This is a genomic window from Haemophilus sp. HMSC61B11 (assembly GCF_001838615.1).
GTDB lineage: Bacteria > Pseudomonadota > Gammaproteobacteria > Enterobacterales > Pasteurellaceae > Haemophilus_D > Haemophilus_D parainfluenzae_AD.
Window position 1 is genome coordinate 212,702 of sequence record NZ_KV837957.1, and the last position, 15,285, is coordinate 227,986.

The window sequence follows — 15,285 nt, forward strand, 5'->3', positions numbered from 1 at the left end:
AGCAAAGAGGGGTAGGGGAGATTTGGCAGAAGTGAAAACGAAGAAAATATAATGAAGCAACATACTTATCAAACTACCGTAGAGTGGGTTGGAAATTCAGGGCGAGGCACTTCTTCTTATACCGCGTATGAGCGGGATTTTATTGCTTCGGCATTGAATAAACCTAATATTTTAGGTTCTGCTGATCCAGCTTTTCGTGGTGATAAAACACGTTGGAATCCAGAAGATATGTTATTAGCCTCTATTTCTGCTTGCCATAAATTATGGTATTTACATTTTTGTGCCGTTAATAACATTATTGTGCAAGCATACCGTGATGAGGCTATCGCAATTATGGATGAAGGCAGTTCTGAACAAGCAGGACGTTTTATTTCAGCAACATTAAAACCTCGTGTAAGAATTTCAAGTGAGTCGGATGCTGTTAAGGCATTGGCATTACATGAAAATGCGCATCACGCGTGTTTTATTGCAAATTCACTTAATTTTCCAGTGAAATGTGAAGCTATTATTGAAAAAGATTAAATTAAAATAAAATGGTGCCAAGGTGCACCTTACCAGAGAAAACAAAATGACAACCCAAAACTTCCTAGTAGAAATAGGCACAGAAGAGCTGCCGCCAAAAGCTCTCAAAACATTAGCGACTTCTTTTGCGGATAACGTTGAGGCGGAATTGAACCAAGCAGGTTTAACCTTCGATAAAATCGAATGGTTTGCGGCGCCGCGTCGTTTGGCGGTGAAAGTGTTGAACTTAGCCACACAACAGCCAAGCAAAGAAATCGAAAAACGCGGACCTGCAGTGTCAGCAGCCTTTGATGCAGAAGGCAAACCAACAAAAGCGGCGGAAGGCTGGGCGCGTGGTTGTGGCATTACTGTTGAACAAGCAGAACGCATTGCAACTGATAAAGGCGAATGGTTAGTTCACCGTGCAAAAATTGAAGGTCAGCCGACCAAAAACTTGCTGAACGATATTGTGACCAATGCGTTAGCGAAATTGCCAATTCCAAAACCGATGCGTTGGGCAGATAAAACCGTGCAGTTTATCCGTCCGGTTCACACGGTGACCATGCTGTTAGGCGATGAGTTAATCGAAGGCGAAATTTTAGGTGTAGCAAGTGCGCGCACCATCCGCGGTCACCGTTTCTTAGGTGAAAAAGAATTTGAAATTCAACATGCAGACCAATACCCGCAATTATTGCGTGAAAAAGGTTCAGTAGTAGCCGATTTCAACGAGCGTAAAGCAGAAATTTTGGCAAAATCTCAAGCAAAAGCGACCGCACTTGGCGGTGTGGCTGATATTGAAGAAAGTCTGCTTGAAGAAGTCACTTCCTTGGTGGAATATCCAAATGTGTTAGCGGCGAAATTTGAAGAGCGCTTCTTAGCCGTGCCTGCGGAAGCGTTGGTTTACACCATGAAAGGCGACCAAAAATATTTCCCAATTTATGACAAAGACGGAAAATTATTACCGCACTTTATTTTTGTCTCGAACATCAACCCAGAAGATCCAACGGCGATTATCGAGGGGAACGAAAAAGTGGTTCGTCCACGTTTAACTGATGCGGAATTTTTCTTCAAAACGGATTTAAAACAAAAACTCGTTGATCGTTTATCGCGTTTAGAAACCGTGTTGTTCCAACAACAACTGGGTACATTGAAAGACAAAACCGACCGTATTGAGCAACTAGCAGGCGAAATTGCAAAACAAATCGGTGCAGACGAAGCAAAAGCAAAACGTGCTGGCTTACTGTCAAAATGTGACTTAATGACCAACATGGTATTCGAATTCACCGATACGCAAGGTGTAATGGGTATGCACTATGCTCGTCATGATGGTGAAGACGAAGAAGTCGCGGTAGCGTTAAATGAGCAATATATGCCACGCTTTGCGGGGGATGAATTACCAAAATCACTCGTTGCAAGTGCGGTCGCTTTAGCGGATAAATTTGACACCTTAACGGGTATCTTCGGTATTGGTCAAGCACCAAAAGGCAGCGCAGACCCATTTGCATTGCGCCGTGCAGCATTAGGTGCGTTACGCATTATTGTTGAGAAAAACTTACCGCTAGATTTAGAAGATTTAGTCAAAAAATCTGTTCAAAGCTACGAGAGTGTAGCTCAAACTAAGTTTGAAGAAAATTTAGGTAAGGGAAATCCTCGTCCTATTTTTGCTATTCAAAAAGATGGGGAAAGTAAGTTATCTGTAGCAAGTCCTTTAACTAATGCTAATGTCGTTAAAGAAGTGGTTGATTTTATGCTCGGTCGTTTCCGTGCGTGGTATCAAGATAAAGGCATTGCGGTGGATGTAATTCAAGCGGTATTGGCGCGTCGTCCAACTCGTCCTGCTGATTTTGATGCGCGCGTGCATGCGGTTTCCCACTTCCGTACTTTAGATTCAGCGGAAGCCTTAGCGGCAGCAAATAAACGTGTAAGTAATATCTTAGCGAAAGCGGATGCTGCAATTGGCGAGATCAATTTGACCGCTTGCGTAGAGCCAGCAGAAAAAGCCCTTGCTGAAGCGGTACTTGCATTACGTACTGAAGTACAACCGCTTATTGCAAAAGGTGATTACACGGCAGTATTAGATAAATTAGCGAACTTACGCGCACCGGTAGACAACTTCTTTGATAACGTGATGGTAAATGCTGAAGATCCAGCATTACGCCAAAACCGCTTAGCGATTTTAAACACGTTACAAGACTTGTTCTTACAAGTGGCGGATATTTCGGTATTGCAATAATTCATTTGAAAAAAGGGTGGTCAAATTTCCAACGACCATCCTTTTTTGTATAGACTTCAAATAATTATTTCTCTATAATCAACCGCACTTTCCCCCCTTAGCTCAGTCGGTTAGAGCAGGCGACTCATAATCGCTTGGTCACTGGTTCAAGTCCGGTAGGGGGGACCATTTATTGAGATCGCATTAAGCGATCTTTTTTTATTGCCTTTTTCTAATGTGTTTTAGGCGTTATATCCTTTCAACAATTCATCCCAATTTTCTTCATTGAATTGAATATTCATTCTGCCGACTTCTTTGACAAAAGAGCGGTGTAATCTTTCTAGGTTGCCTTGTTTCCAAGAATCTCCTGATTTTTGACCGCACTTATCGAAATCAATAAGCCAACATTTTTGTTCATTTTCGAGTTGTTGAACAAGAATATTATGAGCATTGAGATCCGTATGGCAAATTTGCAAATCATGTAATTGGCGAATTAATTTACCAATAGCTTGCCAGATGTCATTCGGCAGTTGCTGTGTTTGTAAAAGTGCGGTTAGATCTTGGGCATTTTCGATCTTTTCAATCAAGATATCCGCTTGGTAGCAAATTCCTAATTTGCCTTTTTTAACACGTGCAGCAATCGGTTTAGGTACGGCTACACCAGCTTGATGGAGTTGATTTAACAGCTGAAATTCTGCCACGCTACGTGTTTCAGTCAATGATTGAAAACGATAGCGATCTTTGTTGAATTTTCCCCATAAACCACCTCGATAATAATGACGAAGGGCAGTGTTTACCCCAAACAGATCTTTTGTATTTAGGAAGTAGGTTGTGCCGCGTCCTATGGCTGAACCGGTAATCCGTTGTTGTTTTTCCCAAAAAGCCGATTCAAAAAATGAAGCGGGCTCTGTTGGTTTTTCCGTGAGATTAAAAAGAAAGAATTGATTATCTTGTTGGAATTCAAGCATTTTAGTTGAACTGAATAATAGAAAATGCCCTCATTCTACTTTAAAATAGGCGGAAATTAAATGCGCGAGGAACTCAAATGTCCCATTCTCCACTTTTTACTTCACCTCCTAAATCACTTTGTATTTTGCGTTTGTCTGCGGTGGGCGATGTTTGTCATGCACTGGCTGTGGTGCAGCATATTCAACGGTATTGGCCGCAAACCAAATTAACGTGGATTGTGGGGAAAACTGAAATGGGCTTGCTTTCTGGTATTGAAGGTGTTGAGCTTGTTCCTTACGATAAAAAGAGCGGTTGGAAAGGCGTGTGGAATTTATGGATGTTTTTGAAAAACAATCAATTTGATGCGCTTTTAAATATGCAGACGGCATTTCGTGCTTCGATTATCTCTCTTGGTATTCAAGCAAAATATAAAATTGGGTTTGGCAAAAAACGTTCTCGAGAAGGGCAGTGGTTGTTTGTAAACTGTCGAGTTCAAGATCCTGAAACGCCTCATGTGCTAGATGGTTTCATGGCTTTTGCGGATTATCTAGGCGTGCCACCGGCGAAAATGCTTTCTTGGCAATTGGCAATTTCTGATTCAGATCGAGAATACGCTAAACAATTTATCGATCCAACGCGCAAAAATCTGATTATTTCTCCTTGCTCCAGTAAGGCTGAGAAAGATTGGGTGGTTGAGCGTTATGCGGAAGTAGCAAATATTGCTCATCAACATAATGTGAATGTAATTTTTTGTAGCTCACCAGCAAAACGCGAATTAGAAATGGTGAAAAAAATTATCGCACTTTGTGATTTTCAACCAGTTGATGCCTCTGGAAAAACCAGTTTGAAACAACTTGCTGCATTAATTCATCAAGCAAATTTAGTCATCTCGCCCGATTCAGGTCCAGCTCATATTGCCACCACGCAAGGCACGCCAGTGATTGGATTGTATGCTTATCACAACCCATTGCGTACCGCACCTTATCATAATCTGGATAATGTGGTGTCAGTATATGAAGAAAATGTGCAGAAAGAACAAGGTAAGCCTTCAAGTGAATTGCCTTGGGTGACCAAATTAAAAGGCAAAAATTTAATGGCTGAAATTCAGGTAGAGCAAGTGGTTGCTCAGATGAGAGCCTTGAATTTATTTTAAAGTGCGGTCAATTTTAGAGATAAAAAAGCCCTCAAATGAGGGCTAAAAGAATCATAAAGTTCCTTGCGAATTATTCGCCTTTTTGTGCGTTGTAAGCTTCTAATGCACGAAGAGAGTAGGTGTAAGCTGCACCGGCATTTAATGCGATAGACATCGCTAATGCTGCTGCCACTTCTTCTTCAGTTGCACCTGCTTTCACCGCTTCATCAGCGTGCACGCCAATGCAGCTTTCACAACGTGTTGTGACTGCAACAGCCAATGCAATTAATTCACGGGTTTTGGCATCTAATACGTTACCTTCTGCCGCAGCCGCACCTAATGCACCATAAGCTTGTAACATTTTAGGGTATTTTTTACCTAATGCACCGAATGATTTTTTAACGTGTGCTACATCATTTTTCCAATCTGCAAACATTGTTTTTCTCCTTAAATTTAGTATAAATTTCGAGAGGAATTATAAGCAGATTAGCGTATGATACTTGTCAAATTGTCTTAACTTTTAGACGGAAAATCTCACAATGGATTATTTAGATAAATTAACACAGCTGGCGCAAGTGCGTGGGGAAATTAATATTCGCTGCTTGTTTCAAGGGGATTGGCAAGTTGAACATCAGCCAGAAGCGGCGGAATACCAAGGTTTATTTCATTTAATCGAGCAAGGTGAGTGCTGGGTAACCTTTGCGGGAAAACAGTTTCATTTGAAGAAAGGTGATCTCTTTTTTCTCCCTCAAAATCGACCGCACTTTTTGGGCAGTTCTCAACAAAAAAGAGAGAATAGTCTACAGAAAGAGCAATCAAATGCACTTTTTAATGTCCATCAAATAGGAGCAGGTACGCCCGATCTGAAGATGTTTTGTGGGACGTTTTATTACCAAAAACCATCATTATTAATTGATTCGTTACCAGACTATCTACATCTTTCGCTGCAAAATACGCCTGTGCAGCCTTTGGTTTCACTTTTTTTACAAGAAGCCGAGAAACCGGAGCAAGGCACAAAATCCGTGATAGACGCACTATCAAATGTGTTGTTTATTTATATTTTGCGCCATGCACAGCAAATAGGTTTGCTTAATCAAGGCTTATTAGCTGCGTTGCAGGATAAAAGGCTGAATCAAGTCCTTGAAAAAATCCTGTTTTCACCTCAATTAGATTGGAATATTGAACAATTAGCAGAGTTGGCTTCCATGTCTCGTGCGACCTTTATGCGGATCTTTCAACAGCAACTCGGGATGCCACCAGGGAAATTTCTTACACAAGTGCGGTTAGAAATGGCGGCTGTTTTATTGAAAAATACGCAAAGGACTATTCTAGCGATTGCCCTTGAAGTAGGGTATCAATCCGAAGCGCATTTTAGTAAAGCATTTAAAGCAATTTATGGGATTTCACCGAGTCAATTTCGCAAAACTTAGCCCATCGTTCAAAACTTACGATATAATGACCGCACTTTAGGCGGCTCTGTCGCCTTTAATTTTTTTAAGGTATTGTTATGTTTAATAAAATATTTTCATGGTTTGAAAACCGTTTAAATCCTTATCCGGAAAGCAATCCTACTACGCCTGAAAAAGGCTTGTTCCGTTTTATTTGGTCAAGTATTGATGGCATGAAAGGCTGGATCTTTTTACTTGCGGTATTGACGGTCGGTATTGGTGTAATGGAAGCCTTACTTTTCCAATTTATGGGGTTATTGGTGGACTGGCTAGGCGCTTATACACCAAGCACGCTTTGGCAAGAAAAAGGGCATTTGCTTGCTGGCATGGCAGCTTTGCTCATTTTCAGTATTGTATGGTTATTCGTAGGTGTGAATGTACGCTTACAAACGCTACAAGGGGTATTTCCAATGCGTTTGCGTTGGAATTTCCACCGTTTGATGCTAGGACAAAGCTTAAGCTTCTATCAAGATGAATTTGCAGGCCGTGTATCGGCGAAAGTGATGCAAACTGCTCTTGCGGTGCGTGATACCGTCATGACCATTGCGGATATGCTGGTGTATGTTGCCGTATATTTTATTACTTCAGGCTTGGTACTTGCGGCTTTAGATACCTGGTTTTTAGTGCCGTTTTTCTTATGGATTGTGGCCTTTGTGACTATTTTACGTTTGCTTATACCACGCTTAGCGAAAACCGCACAACGACAGGCTGATGCGCGATCTCTTATGACGGGGCGTATCACGGATGCTTACTCGAATATTGCAACGGTAAAACTATTTTCACATGATGCGAGAGAAGCCAATTATGCAAAACGTTCCATGGAAGAATTTATGGTCACCGTGCATGCACAAATGCGTTTGGCGAGTTCATTAGATACCTTAACGTATGCAACCAATATCTTCTTAACGTTAAGCACCGCAATTTTAGGCGTGGTGTTATGGCAAAATGGTCAAGTTGGTGTGGGGGCTGTAGCCACAGCAACTGCTATGGCGTTACGTGTAAATGGGCTTTCCCGCTGGATTATGTGGGAATCAGCTCGTTTATTTGAAAATATCGGGACAGTGAATGATGGTATGGCAACGCTAACCAAACCACATACCATTGTTGATAAGCCAAATTGTGTTGCATTAGAAGTAAAACAAGGCGAAATCAAATTTAACGATATTTCGTTTGCTTATGATCCGAATAAACCGTTGCTTAACCATTTTAATCTCACTATTAAACCAGGTGAAAAAGTTGGCTTAATAGGTCGTTCTGGCGCGGGCAAATCAACTATTGTTAATTTACTTTTACGCTTCTATGAAGCCCAAGAGGGTTTTATTACCATTGATGGTCAAAATATTTTAGATGTGAGCCAAGAAAGTCTTCGTAGCCAAATTGGTTTAGTGACGCAAGATACCTCGCTTTTACACCGCTCTGTTCGCGATAACATTATTTATGGTCGTCCAACTGCGACAGATGAAGAAATGATCAATGCAGCTAAACGTGCGGAGGCGGCTGATTTCATTCCTTATCTCAGCGATGCTCAAGGCAGAAAAGGCTATGATGCCCATGTTGGTGAACGTGGGGTGAAACTCTCGGGTGGACAACGCCAGCGTATTGCCATTGCGCGTGTCATGTTAAAAGATGCGCCAATTTTACTCTTGGATGAAGCGACCAGTGCGCTAGACTCCGAAGTGGAAGTCGCGATCCAAGAAAGTCTTGATAAGATGATGGAAAATAAAACGGTTATTGCTATCGCTCACCGTTTATCCACTATTGCGGCAATGGATCGTTTAATTGTGTTAGATAAAGGACAAATTGTCGAGCAAGGGACTCATGCAGAATTGCTTGAACAAAATGGGCTTTATGCTCGCCTTTGGAAACATCAAAGCGGTGGCTTCTTGAGTGAGCATGCTGAGTAAAATACAGGAAAAAATGACCGCACTTTGTAAAGGTGTAAATCTTGAGAGAGTTTAGATAGCGATTGAACTTTTCTCATAATTAGTGTGAATTTCCTTTGACTATTTTATTGACAACAGGTAATATTTGCACCCTATGCAAAAGGTAAAACTACCCCTAACCGTTGATCCGGTTAAAGACGCTCAACAAAGAATTGATTATGATGGTTATTATACCGCTATTCAGTTAGTGCGTTTAGCTGAATCTACGGGGAAAGTGCTCAGCGATGCACAGGTAACATTATCGTTTTATATTGATCCACAAAAATTAGTGGTGATGAAAGGGCAAGTACAAGTTGATGTTGAATTAGAGTGTCAACGTTGTGGCGAGCCATTCAAACAAACATTGGAATGTCATTTTATGTATAGTCCAGTGGCTAATTGGGATCAGGCTGATGACTTGCCGGAAATTTATGAGCCAATCGAATTTAATGAGTTTGGTGAAATAGATTTACTTGGTGCAGTGGAAGACGAACTTATTTTAGCTCTACCGCTTGTTCCAATGCATTCATCTGAACACTGTGAAGTGTCCGCGCACGAACAGGTTTTTGGCGAATTGCCTGAAGAATTGGCAAAAAAACCGAACCCGTTCGCTGTATTAGCTAATTTAAAGCAAAAGTAAATTAAATTTAGGAGTATAGCCAATGGCTGTTCAACAAAACAAAAAATCTCGTTCACGTCGTGATATGCGTCGTTCACACGATGCATTAACTACTGCTGCAGTATCAGTGGATAAAGCAAGCGGTGAAACTCACTTACGCCACCACGTAACTGCTGACGGTTACTACCGTGGTCGCAAAGTGATTAATAAGTAATTTTACTTATAAGGTATTCACTTGAACCGTCTAACCTTAGCGTTAGATGTGATGGGCGGGGACATTGGTCCCCGTATTACTATCCCCGCATCTCTTTCAGCGTTGGAAGCAGATCCAATGCTTTCTTTAGTGCTGTTTGGCGATAGCCAACAAATTTCCCCTTTACTGGAAAATGCACCTTCTTCTCTTTTAGAACGTATTCAAATTCATCATTGCACTAAGACTATTGATAACAATCAAGGTATTTCTCATGCATTGCGTCATAGCAAAGGCACGTCGATGCGTTTAGCTATTGAAATGGTTCAGAAAGGTGAGGCACAAGGTTGTGTCAGCGCAGGAAATACGGGCGCATTGATGGGATTGTCAAAGGTTCTCTTACAGCCTTTAGAGGGAATTCAACGCCCAGCGTTGGTATCCTTATTACCGTCGATGACGGGTGATAAAACTGTGATGTTAGATTTAGGAGCAAACGTAGAATGTTCTGCTCAAAATCTTTATGAATTTGCCATCATGGGCTCGATCTTTGCCGAAAACCGATTGAACTTAGTTTATCCACGCATTGCCTTACTCAATATCGGCGTGGAAGAAATTAAAGGGCATCAATCCATTCGTGAAGCCGCGAATTTATTAGAAAAATCGACCGCACTTAATTATACCGGCTTTATTGAAGGTAACTTTTTATTAAATGGAGTGGCTGATGTGGTTGTGAGTGATGGGTTTTCGGGAAATATTGCATTAAAAACCCTTGAAGGGGCAGCTAAGAATCTGTTATCTCTTCTGAAAGGAAAAGAAAAACAGCCTGTTTTTAAATCATTTGCCAAATTTATTCTGCGTTTTTTCTTTAAGGATGCTTATCATCGCTTGAAACGCATTAACCCTGATGAATATAATGGGGCATCTTTACTCGGATTAACGGCTGTTGTGGTGAAAAGCCATGGCAGCGCAAATGTGGATGCATTTGCTCGTGCAATTGCGGATGCAGCTTTACAAGCTCGTTTGCAAATTCCACAAAAAATCTTAGCGGGTTTACAACGTTATTAATTAATAAGTTTTGATATTATGAATAGTAGAATTTTATCCACCGGTAGCTATTTGCCGAGCCATATTCGTACCAATGCGGATTTGGAAAAAATGGTTGATACTTCAGATGAATGGATCGTGACGCGTTCGGGCATTCGTGAACGTCGTATTGCAGCAGCAGATGAAACTGTCGCAACAATGGGATGTGAAGCAGCCAAAAAAGCACTTGAAATGGCCAATCTTGATCCTCAAGAAATTGAGTTGATCATCGTTGCAACAACCAGTGGTTCTCACGCTTATCCAAGTTCAGCTTGCCAAGTTCAAGGTTTATTAGGCATTGAAGATGCGATTTCTTTTGATTTAGCGGCAGCTTGTACCGGTTTTGTTTATGCTTTAGGTGTAGCGGATAAATTTATTCGTTCAGGTAGCGTGAAAAAAGCCCTTGTGATTGGTGCAGATCTTAACTCGCGTAAATTAGATGAAACCGATCGTAGCACTGTCGTGTTATTTGGTGACGGTGCGGGTGCGGTGATTTTAGAAGCATCAGAGCAAGAAGGCATTATTTCAACGCATTTACATGCATCGCCAGATAACCATGCAGCATTACTACTTCCACAAGCTGAACGTGGTGTGGAGAAATCTGGTTATATTGAAATGCAAGGTAACGAAACCTTTAAATTAGCGGTGCGTGAGCTTTCTAATGTGGTGGAAGAAACCCTTTCTGCCAATAATCTCCAAAAAACAGATATCGACTGGCTTGTGCCGCATCAAGCGAATTTACGTATTATTACGGCGACAGCAAAAAAATTAGAGATGGATATGTCGCAAGTAGTAGTAACGCTTGATCGTACAGCCAATACCAGTGCGGCGACTGTGCCAACGGCTTTAGATGAAGCGGTGCGTGATGGCCGAATTCAACGTGGTCAATTGCTTCTACTCGAAGCTTTTGGCGGTGGTTGGACTTGGGGTTCCGCATTGGTGCGATTCTAATTAATTTGTTAGAATCCCGACAGAATTTTAAAAGTGCGGTTAAATTTGACCGCACTTTCAACATTTAAACGATGAAGAAATAGGAAGAAAACATGAAAAAATTCGCAATGGTTTTTCCAGGACAAGGTTCTCAAGCTGTTGGCATGTTAGCTGATCTTGCTAACGAATATCCGGTAGTCACTGAGACTTTTAAACAAGCATCTGAAGCGCTTGGCTATGACTTATGGAACTTGGTTCAACAAGGTCCAGCAGAAGAATTAAATAAAACTTGGCAAACTCAGCCTGCATTATTAGCGGCATCCGTTGCGATCTTCCGTGTATGGAAAGAAAAATACCCACAATTACAACCAAGTGTGATGGCTGGTCACAGTTTAGGTGAATATTCAGCATTAGTTTGTACTGGTGTCATTGATTTCAAAGACGCGATCAAATTAGTGGAATTACGCGGTAAATTAATGCAACAAGCAGTACCAGAAGGTACTGGTGCAATGTATGCGATTATTGGTTTAGACAATGACGCGATTATCAATGCATGTAAACAAGCTGAGCAAGGTGAAGTAGTATCTGCGGTAAACTTTAACTCACCAGGTCAAGTAGTCATCGCTGGAGCGAAAGAGGCAGTAGAACGTGCTGCTGCATTATGTAAAGAAGCGGGCGCAAAACGTGCTTTACCATTAGCAGTAAGTGTTCCTTCACATTGCGCATTAATGAAACCTGCAGCAGACCAATTAGCTGTAACACTTGAAAGCATTGCGCTTAATGCGCCAGCAACTGCTGTATTAAATAACGTGGATGTCAAAGCGGAAACAGAAAGTGCTGAAATTCGTACCGCACTTATTCGTCAGTTATATAGCCCTGTTCGTTGGACTGAAACCGTTGAGAAAATGGCACAAGATGGTGTAGAGGTTTTAGTTGAAATAGGTCCAGGTAAAGTATTAAACGGTTTAACAAAACGTATCGTGGCAGAATTACAAGCAACATCAGTAAACGATGTGGCATCATTAGATGCTGTTGAAGCATTATTAGCATAAAAGGGGATTAAAAATGCAAAATAAAATCGCATTAGTGACAGGTGCAACACGTGGTATTGGCCGCGCAATTGCAGAAGAATTAGCATCAAAAGGTGCATTTGTAATTGGTACCGCAACCTCTGAAAAAGGTGCTGATACCATTTCTGCTTACCTTGGTGATAAAGGTAAAGGTTTAGTATTAAATGTGGCAGACAAAGAAAGTATTGATGCCGTATTAGAACAAATTAAAGAACAATTCGGTGATATTGATATCCTCGTGAATAACGCTGGTATCACTCGTGATAATTTATTAATGCGTATGAAAGATGAAGAATGGTTCGATATTATGCAAACCAACTTAACCTCTGTATTCCATCTTTCTAAAGCAATGTTACGTTCCATGATGAAAAAACGTTTTGGGCGTATCATTACAATCGGTTCAGTTGTGGGCTCAATGGGTAATCCGGGTCAATCTAACTACTGTGCAGCAAAAGCGGGCTTAATTGGTTTCTCTAAAGGTTTAGCGAAAGAAGTGGCATCACGTGGCATTACTGTAAACGTTGTGGCGCCGGGCTTCATCGCAACGGATATGACAGAAGTGCTTACTGAAGAACAAAAAGCAGGTATTCTTGGTAATGTTCCTGCAGGTCGTTTAGGTGAGCCAAAAGATATCGCAAAAGCAGTAGCGTTTTTAGCTTCTGACGATGCGGCTTATATTACCGGTACCACATTACATGTGAATGGCGGCTTATATATGAGCTAACCCTTTAAGGGAGATATATCTGGGATTTTGTCTATAAAATATAGCAAAGCAGTTTAGTTAATGATAAAATCCCAATCGCAATGTAACTTTTTCTCTGTATGTGTTTTTACATTGCCTATTTTTTTGTGGTGCGACCACCTAAGAAATAGTTGCAACTTTATCAAAAATGCATACACTAACCGCTCTTAAATGAGTTAAAACAACAATAGGAAAAACAAATGAGTATTGAAGAACGCGTGAAAAAAATCATCGTTGAACAATTAGGTGTTAAAGAAGAAGACGTAAAACCAGAAGCTTCTTTCGTTGAAGATTTAGGTGCGGACTCTTTAGATACAGTTGAATTAGTAATGGCTTTAGAAGAAGAATTCGATATCGAAATTCCTGATGAAGAAGCTGAAAAAATCACAACTGTTCAATCTGCGATTGACTACGTTCAAAACAATCAGTAATTTTTAAGTTGGGCGATCTTTTAGGTCGCCTAATTTTTTTCTTTAAATTTCTTTTCTAAATTCTTTATCTTTAAATAAAACAAAATATATCTAAATCTCTTAAATTTCCGACCGCACTTTCCTTTATTTAATCTTTCTCAGATTTGCTTTTATTGTTTGGTTCCCCTATTTTTTGATTTAAAACAAAATTTACCCTAAAAATACTTATTATGAGTTAATTTTAGTGCTAGTATTTGGTCCAAATTTTTTTCTAATTAACCATAAAATGATTCGGAGTATCTTATGGATTTTCTAATGAACCTAGGTGAAGGTAGCCAGTTTGCGATTCAGCTTGCTATTGTTCTTATCTGTTTATTTTACGGGGCAAAAAAAGGTGGTATCGCACTGGGTATGCTCGGTGGAGTAGGCTTAATTGTTCTTGTTTTCGGCTTTGGTATTGAACCAGGTAAGCCAGCTATCGATGTTATGTTAACCATCCTTGCGGTGGTGGTGACATCAGCAACATTACAAGCCAGTGGTGGTTTAGATGTCATGTTACAAATCGCGGAGAAAATGCTTCGTCGTAACCCGAAATATGTCAGTATTTTGGCGCCGTTTGTAACCTGTTTCTTAACCATTTTATGTGGTACAGGTCACGTGGTTTATACCATGTTGCCAATCATCTATGATATCGCGATCAAAAATGATATTCGTCCTGAACGTCCAATGGCGGCAAGTTCAATAGCTTCTCAAATGGGTATCATTGCGTCACCAGTTTCTGTAGCAGTAGTGACTTTAACCACATTCTTAGTGAATGCTAAAACCCCATTAGCAGGTTTTGATGGCTATTTAGATTTATTAAAAATTACTGTGCCTTCAACCCTTTGTGGTGTATTAGCTATCGGTATTTTCAGTTGGTTCCGTGGTAAAGATTTAGATAAAGACCCAGAATTCCAAGAGAAATTAAAAGATCCCGAATTCAAAAAATATGTTTATGGTGATAGCACATCATTGTTAGACAAAAAATTGCCACAATCTAGCTGGAATGCGATGTGGATCTTCTTTGGTGCGATTTTAGTGGTAGCGCTATTAGGTTACTTTAAAGATTTACGCCCAGCCTTTGAAAAATCAGCACCAGCTCAAGTGGTTGAAATCGTTTCTGCTGATAAAGCTGTGAAAACCTTTAATGTTAAAGACGGTAAAATCGTTGCTTTAGCAAAAGACGGTACATTAGTGCTTGATGTTAAAGACAGTAAAGCAAAAGCAAAAACAGCCTATAACAACGTCGCGATTTATAACGATAAAGGTGAAGTTGCTCAAACAATTACCGCTCAAGATAACAGAGTTGTGATCACAGCGGGAGATAAAACCGAAACTATCGATAATGCTGCAATCGTATTAAAAGATACGGCGAAGAAAAAAGTGAATTTAAGTATGGTTCACGTTATTCAAATCTTCATGTTATTAGCGGGTGCATTAATTGTTATCTTTACAAAAACTGATGCGGGCAAAATCAGTAAAAATGAAATTTTCCGTTCAGGTATGATTGCGTTAGTCGCTGTATTCGGGATTTCTTGGATGGCGGAAACCATGTTTACCGTTCATACACCGATGATGAAAGCAGCACTTGGTGATGTGGTAAAAGCACATCCTTGGACTTACGCGGTGATGTTATTATTAATTTCTAAATTCGTAAACTCGCAAGCGGCAGCATTGGTTGCATTCGTTCCACTCGCTTTAGGTATCGGTGTTGATCCAGCTGTTATCTTAGCCTTTGCTTCAGCTTGTTACGGTTACTACATTTTACCTACTTACCCAAGTGATCTTGCGGCAATCCAATTCGACCGTTCAGGTACAACCCACATTGGTAAGTTTGTAATTAACCACAGCTTTATTTTACCGGGCTTAATCGGTGTAATCACTTCATGTATCTTTGGTTACATTTTCACAAGCTTGTTTGGTTATCTATAATTAACTTACTGATAAAAGAAAAGGCTATTCGCTTGAATAGCCTTTTTTGTTTGTAAAGTGCGGTTAAATTTTAGGATGCTTTATCTCGATGCTCTATTTGACTTTAT

At 40.4% G+C, this 15,285-nt stretch carries 15 protein-coding genes and 1 tRNA gene; 14 read left to right on the forward strand and 2 right to left on the reverse strand.

Annotation, left to right across the window (positions count from 1 at the left end; translation table 11 throughout):
• Positions 1 to 51 precede the first annotated feature (51 nt).
• The 3 genes from HMPREF3263_RS02790 (at position 52) to HMPREF3263_RS02800 (ending at position 2,902) form a co-directional block, all read left to right on the forward strand.
• On the forward strand, positions 52 to 522 hold the full coding sequence (locus tag HMPREF3263_RS02790; RefSeq protein ID WP_005698093.1) for an OsmC family protein: 471 nt from the start codon (positions 52 to 54) through the stop codon (positions 520 to 522).
• Positions 523 to 568: 46 nt separating this feature from the next.
• Positions 569 to 2,734, forward strand: coding sequence for a glycine--tRNA ligase subunit beta (gene glyS / locus HMPREF3263_RS02795; protein ID WP_005698044.1), 2,166 nt, complete (start codon positions 569 to 571; stop codon positions 2,732 to 2,734).
• Between the two features lie 91 nt (positions 2,735 to 2,825).
• Positions 2,826 to 2,902, forward strand: a tRNA-Ile gene (locus HMPREF3263_RS02800).
• Between the two features lie 53 nt (positions 2,903 to 2,955).
• Here HMPREF3263_RS02800 and HMPREF3263_RS02805 read toward each other — a convergent pair.
• A complete protein-coding gene (locus tag HMPREF3263_RS02805) occupies positions 2,956 to 3,681 on the reverse strand; it encodes a 3-deoxy-D-manno-octulosonic acid kinase (protein WP_005698160.1) in 726 nt (241 codons plus the stop codon).
• Positions 3,682 to 3,758: 77 nt separating this feature from the next.
• On the opposite strand from HMPREF3263_RS02805, the gene HMPREF3263_RS02810 reads away from it, so the two are divergent.
• Positions 3,759 to 4,814 carry a glycosyltransferase family 9 protein gene (locus HMPREF3263_RS02810; protein WP_005698111.1) on the forward strand — a complete coding sequence of 352 codons (1,056 nt, stop codon included), beginning with the start codon at positions 3,759 to 3,761 and terminating at the stop codon, positions 4,812 to 4,814.
• A gap of 70 nt (positions 4,815 to 4,884) precedes the next feature.
• Here HMPREF3263_RS02810 and HMPREF3263_RS02815 read toward each other — a convergent pair whose 3' ends face one another.
• The gene (locus HMPREF3263_RS02815; protein ID WP_005698020.1) at positions 4,885 to 5,229 is read right to left on the reverse strand and encodes a carboxymuconolactone decarboxylase family protein; all 345 of its coding nucleotides are present in this window, start codon (positions 5,227 to 5,229) and stop codon (positions 4,885 to 4,887) included.
• A gap of 103 nt (positions 5,230 to 5,332) precedes the next feature.
• Here HMPREF3263_RS02815 and HMPREF3263_RS02820 point away from each other — a divergent pair, with 103 nt between their 5' ends.
• From HMPREF3263_RS02820 to HMPREF3263_RS02865, 10 genes are all read left to right on the forward strand, one after another.
• Entirely contained in the window at positions 5,333 to 6,223 is an 891-nt protein-coding gene (locus HMPREF3263_RS02820) for a cupin domain-containing protein (protein ID WP_005698099.1), read from the forward strand.
• 77 nt (positions 6,224 to 6,300) lie between these two features.
• Positions 6,301 to 8,145: an ABC transporter ATP-binding protein gene (locus HMPREF3263_RS02825; RefSeq protein ID WP_005698126.1), complete on the forward strand. Its 1,845-nt coding sequence runs from the start codon at positions 6,301 to 6,303 to the stop codon at positions 8,143 to 8,145.
• A 133-nt stretch (positions 8,146 to 8,278) separates the two neighbouring features.
• Entirely contained in the window at positions 8,279 to 8,803 is a 525-nt protein-coding gene (gene yceD / locus HMPREF3263_RS02830; RefSeq protein ID WP_005698071.1) for a 23S rRNA accumulation protein YceD, read from the forward strand.
• Between the two features lie 22 nt (positions 8,804 to 8,825).
• Positions 8,826 to 8,996: a 50S ribosomal protein L32 gene (gene rpmF, locus HMPREF3263_RS02835; protein ID WP_005544470.1), complete on the forward strand. Its 171-nt coding sequence runs from the start codon at positions 8,826 to 8,828 to the stop codon at positions 8,994 to 8,996.
• Positions 8,997 to 9,017: 21 nt separating this feature from the next.
• Positions 9,018 to 10,037, forward strand: coding sequence for a phosphate acyltransferase PlsX (gene plsX, locus HMPREF3263_RS02840; protein WP_005698022.1), 1,020 nt, complete (start codon positions 9,018 to 9,020; stop codon positions 10,035 to 10,037).
• Positions 10,038 to 10,055: 18 nt separating this feature from the next.
• Positions 10,056 to 11,006, forward strand: a complete 951-nt coding sequence (locus HMPREF3263_RS02845) for a beta-ketoacyl-ACP synthase III (protein WP_005698064.1) — start codon at positions 10,056 to 10,058, stop codon at positions 11,004 to 11,006.
• Between the two features lie 92 nt (positions 11,007 to 11,098).
• The gene (fabD, locus tag HMPREF3263_RS02850; RefSeq protein WP_005698031.1) at positions 11,099 to 12,037 is read left to right on the forward strand and encodes an ACP S-malonyltransferase; all 939 of its coding nucleotides are present in this window, start codon (positions 11,099 to 11,101) and stop codon (positions 12,035 to 12,037) included.
• Positions 12,038 to 12,050: 13 nt separating this feature from the next.
• Positions 12,051 to 12,779, forward strand: coding sequence for a 3-oxoacyl-ACP reductase FabG (gene fabG / locus HMPREF3263_RS02855; protein ID WP_005695317.1), 729 nt, complete (start codon positions 12,051 to 12,053; stop codon positions 12,777 to 12,779).
• Positions 12,780 to 12,997: 218 nt separating this feature from the next.
• Positions 12,998 to 13,228 (forward strand): acyl carrier protein, encoded by a 231-nt coding sequence (gene acpP / locus HMPREF3263_RS02860; RefSeq protein WP_005544465.1) that lies wholly within the window; start codon positions 12,998 to 13,000, stop codon positions 13,226 to 13,228.
• 282 nt (positions 13,229 to 13,510) lie between these two features.
• Positions 13,511 to 15,178 (forward strand): anaerobic C4-dicarboxylate transporter, encoded by a 1,668-nt coding sequence (locus HMPREF3263_RS02865; protein ID WP_005698043.1) that lies wholly within the window; start codon positions 13,511 to 13,513, stop codon positions 15,176 to 15,178.
• The last annotated feature ends 107 nt before the right edge of the window (positions 15,179 to 15,285 follow it).

Bases quoted from the DNA above. Each gene is read 5' to 3' on its own strand.
- HMPREF3263_RS02790 (WP_005698093.1), top strand. From the start codon at position 52: ATGAAGCAACATACTTATCAAACTACCGTAGAGTGGGTTGGAAATTCA.
- glyS (WP_005698044.1), top strand. From the start codon at position 569: ATGACAACCCAAAACTTCCTAGTAGAAATAGGCACAGAAGAGCTGCCG.
- HMPREF3263_RS02805 (WP_005698160.1), bottom strand. From the start codon at position 3,681: ATGCTTGAATTCCAACAAGATAATCAATTCTTTCTTTTTAATCTCACG.
- HMPREF3263_RS02810 (WP_005698111.1), top strand. From the start codon at position 3,759: ATGTCCCATTCTCCACTTTTTACTTCACCTCCTAAATCACTTTGTATT.
- HMPREF3263_RS02815 (WP_005698020.1), bottom strand. From the start codon at position 5,229: ATGTTTGCAGATTGGAAAAATGATGTAGCACACGTTAAAAAATCATTC.
- HMPREF3263_RS02820 (WP_005698099.1), top strand. From the start codon at position 5,333: ATGGATTATTTAGATAAATTAACACAGCTGGCGCAAGTGCGTGGGGAA.
- HMPREF3263_RS02825 (WP_005698126.1), top strand. From the start codon at position 6,301: ATGTTTAATAAAATATTTTCATGGTTTGAAAACCGTTTAAATCCTTAT.
- yceD (WP_005698071.1), top strand. From the start codon at position 8,279: ATGCAAAAGGTAAAACTACCCCTAACCGTTGATCCGGTTAAAGACGCT.
- rpmF (WP_005544470.1), top strand. From the start codon at position 8,826: ATGGCTGTTCAACAAAACAAAAAATCTCGTTCACGTCGTGATATGCGT.
- HMPREF3263_RS02845 (WP_005698064.1), top strand. From the start codon at position 10,056: ATGAATAGTAGAATTTTATCCACCGGTAGCTATTTGCCGAGCCATATT.
- fabD (WP_005698031.1), top strand. From the start codon at position 11,099: ATGAAAAAATTCGCAATGGTTTTTCCAGGACAAGGTTCTCAAGCTGTT.
- fabG (WP_005695317.1), top strand. From the start codon at position 12,051: ATGCAAAATAAAATCGCATTAGTGACAGGTGCAACACGTGGTATTGGC.
- acpP (WP_005544465.1), top strand. From the start codon at position 12,998: ATGAGTATTGAAGAACGCGTGAAAAAAATCATCGTTGAACAATTAGGT.
- HMPREF3263_RS02865 (WP_005698043.1), top strand. From the start codon at position 13,511: ATGGATTTTCTAATGAACCTAGGTGAAGGTAGCCAGTTTGCGATTCAG.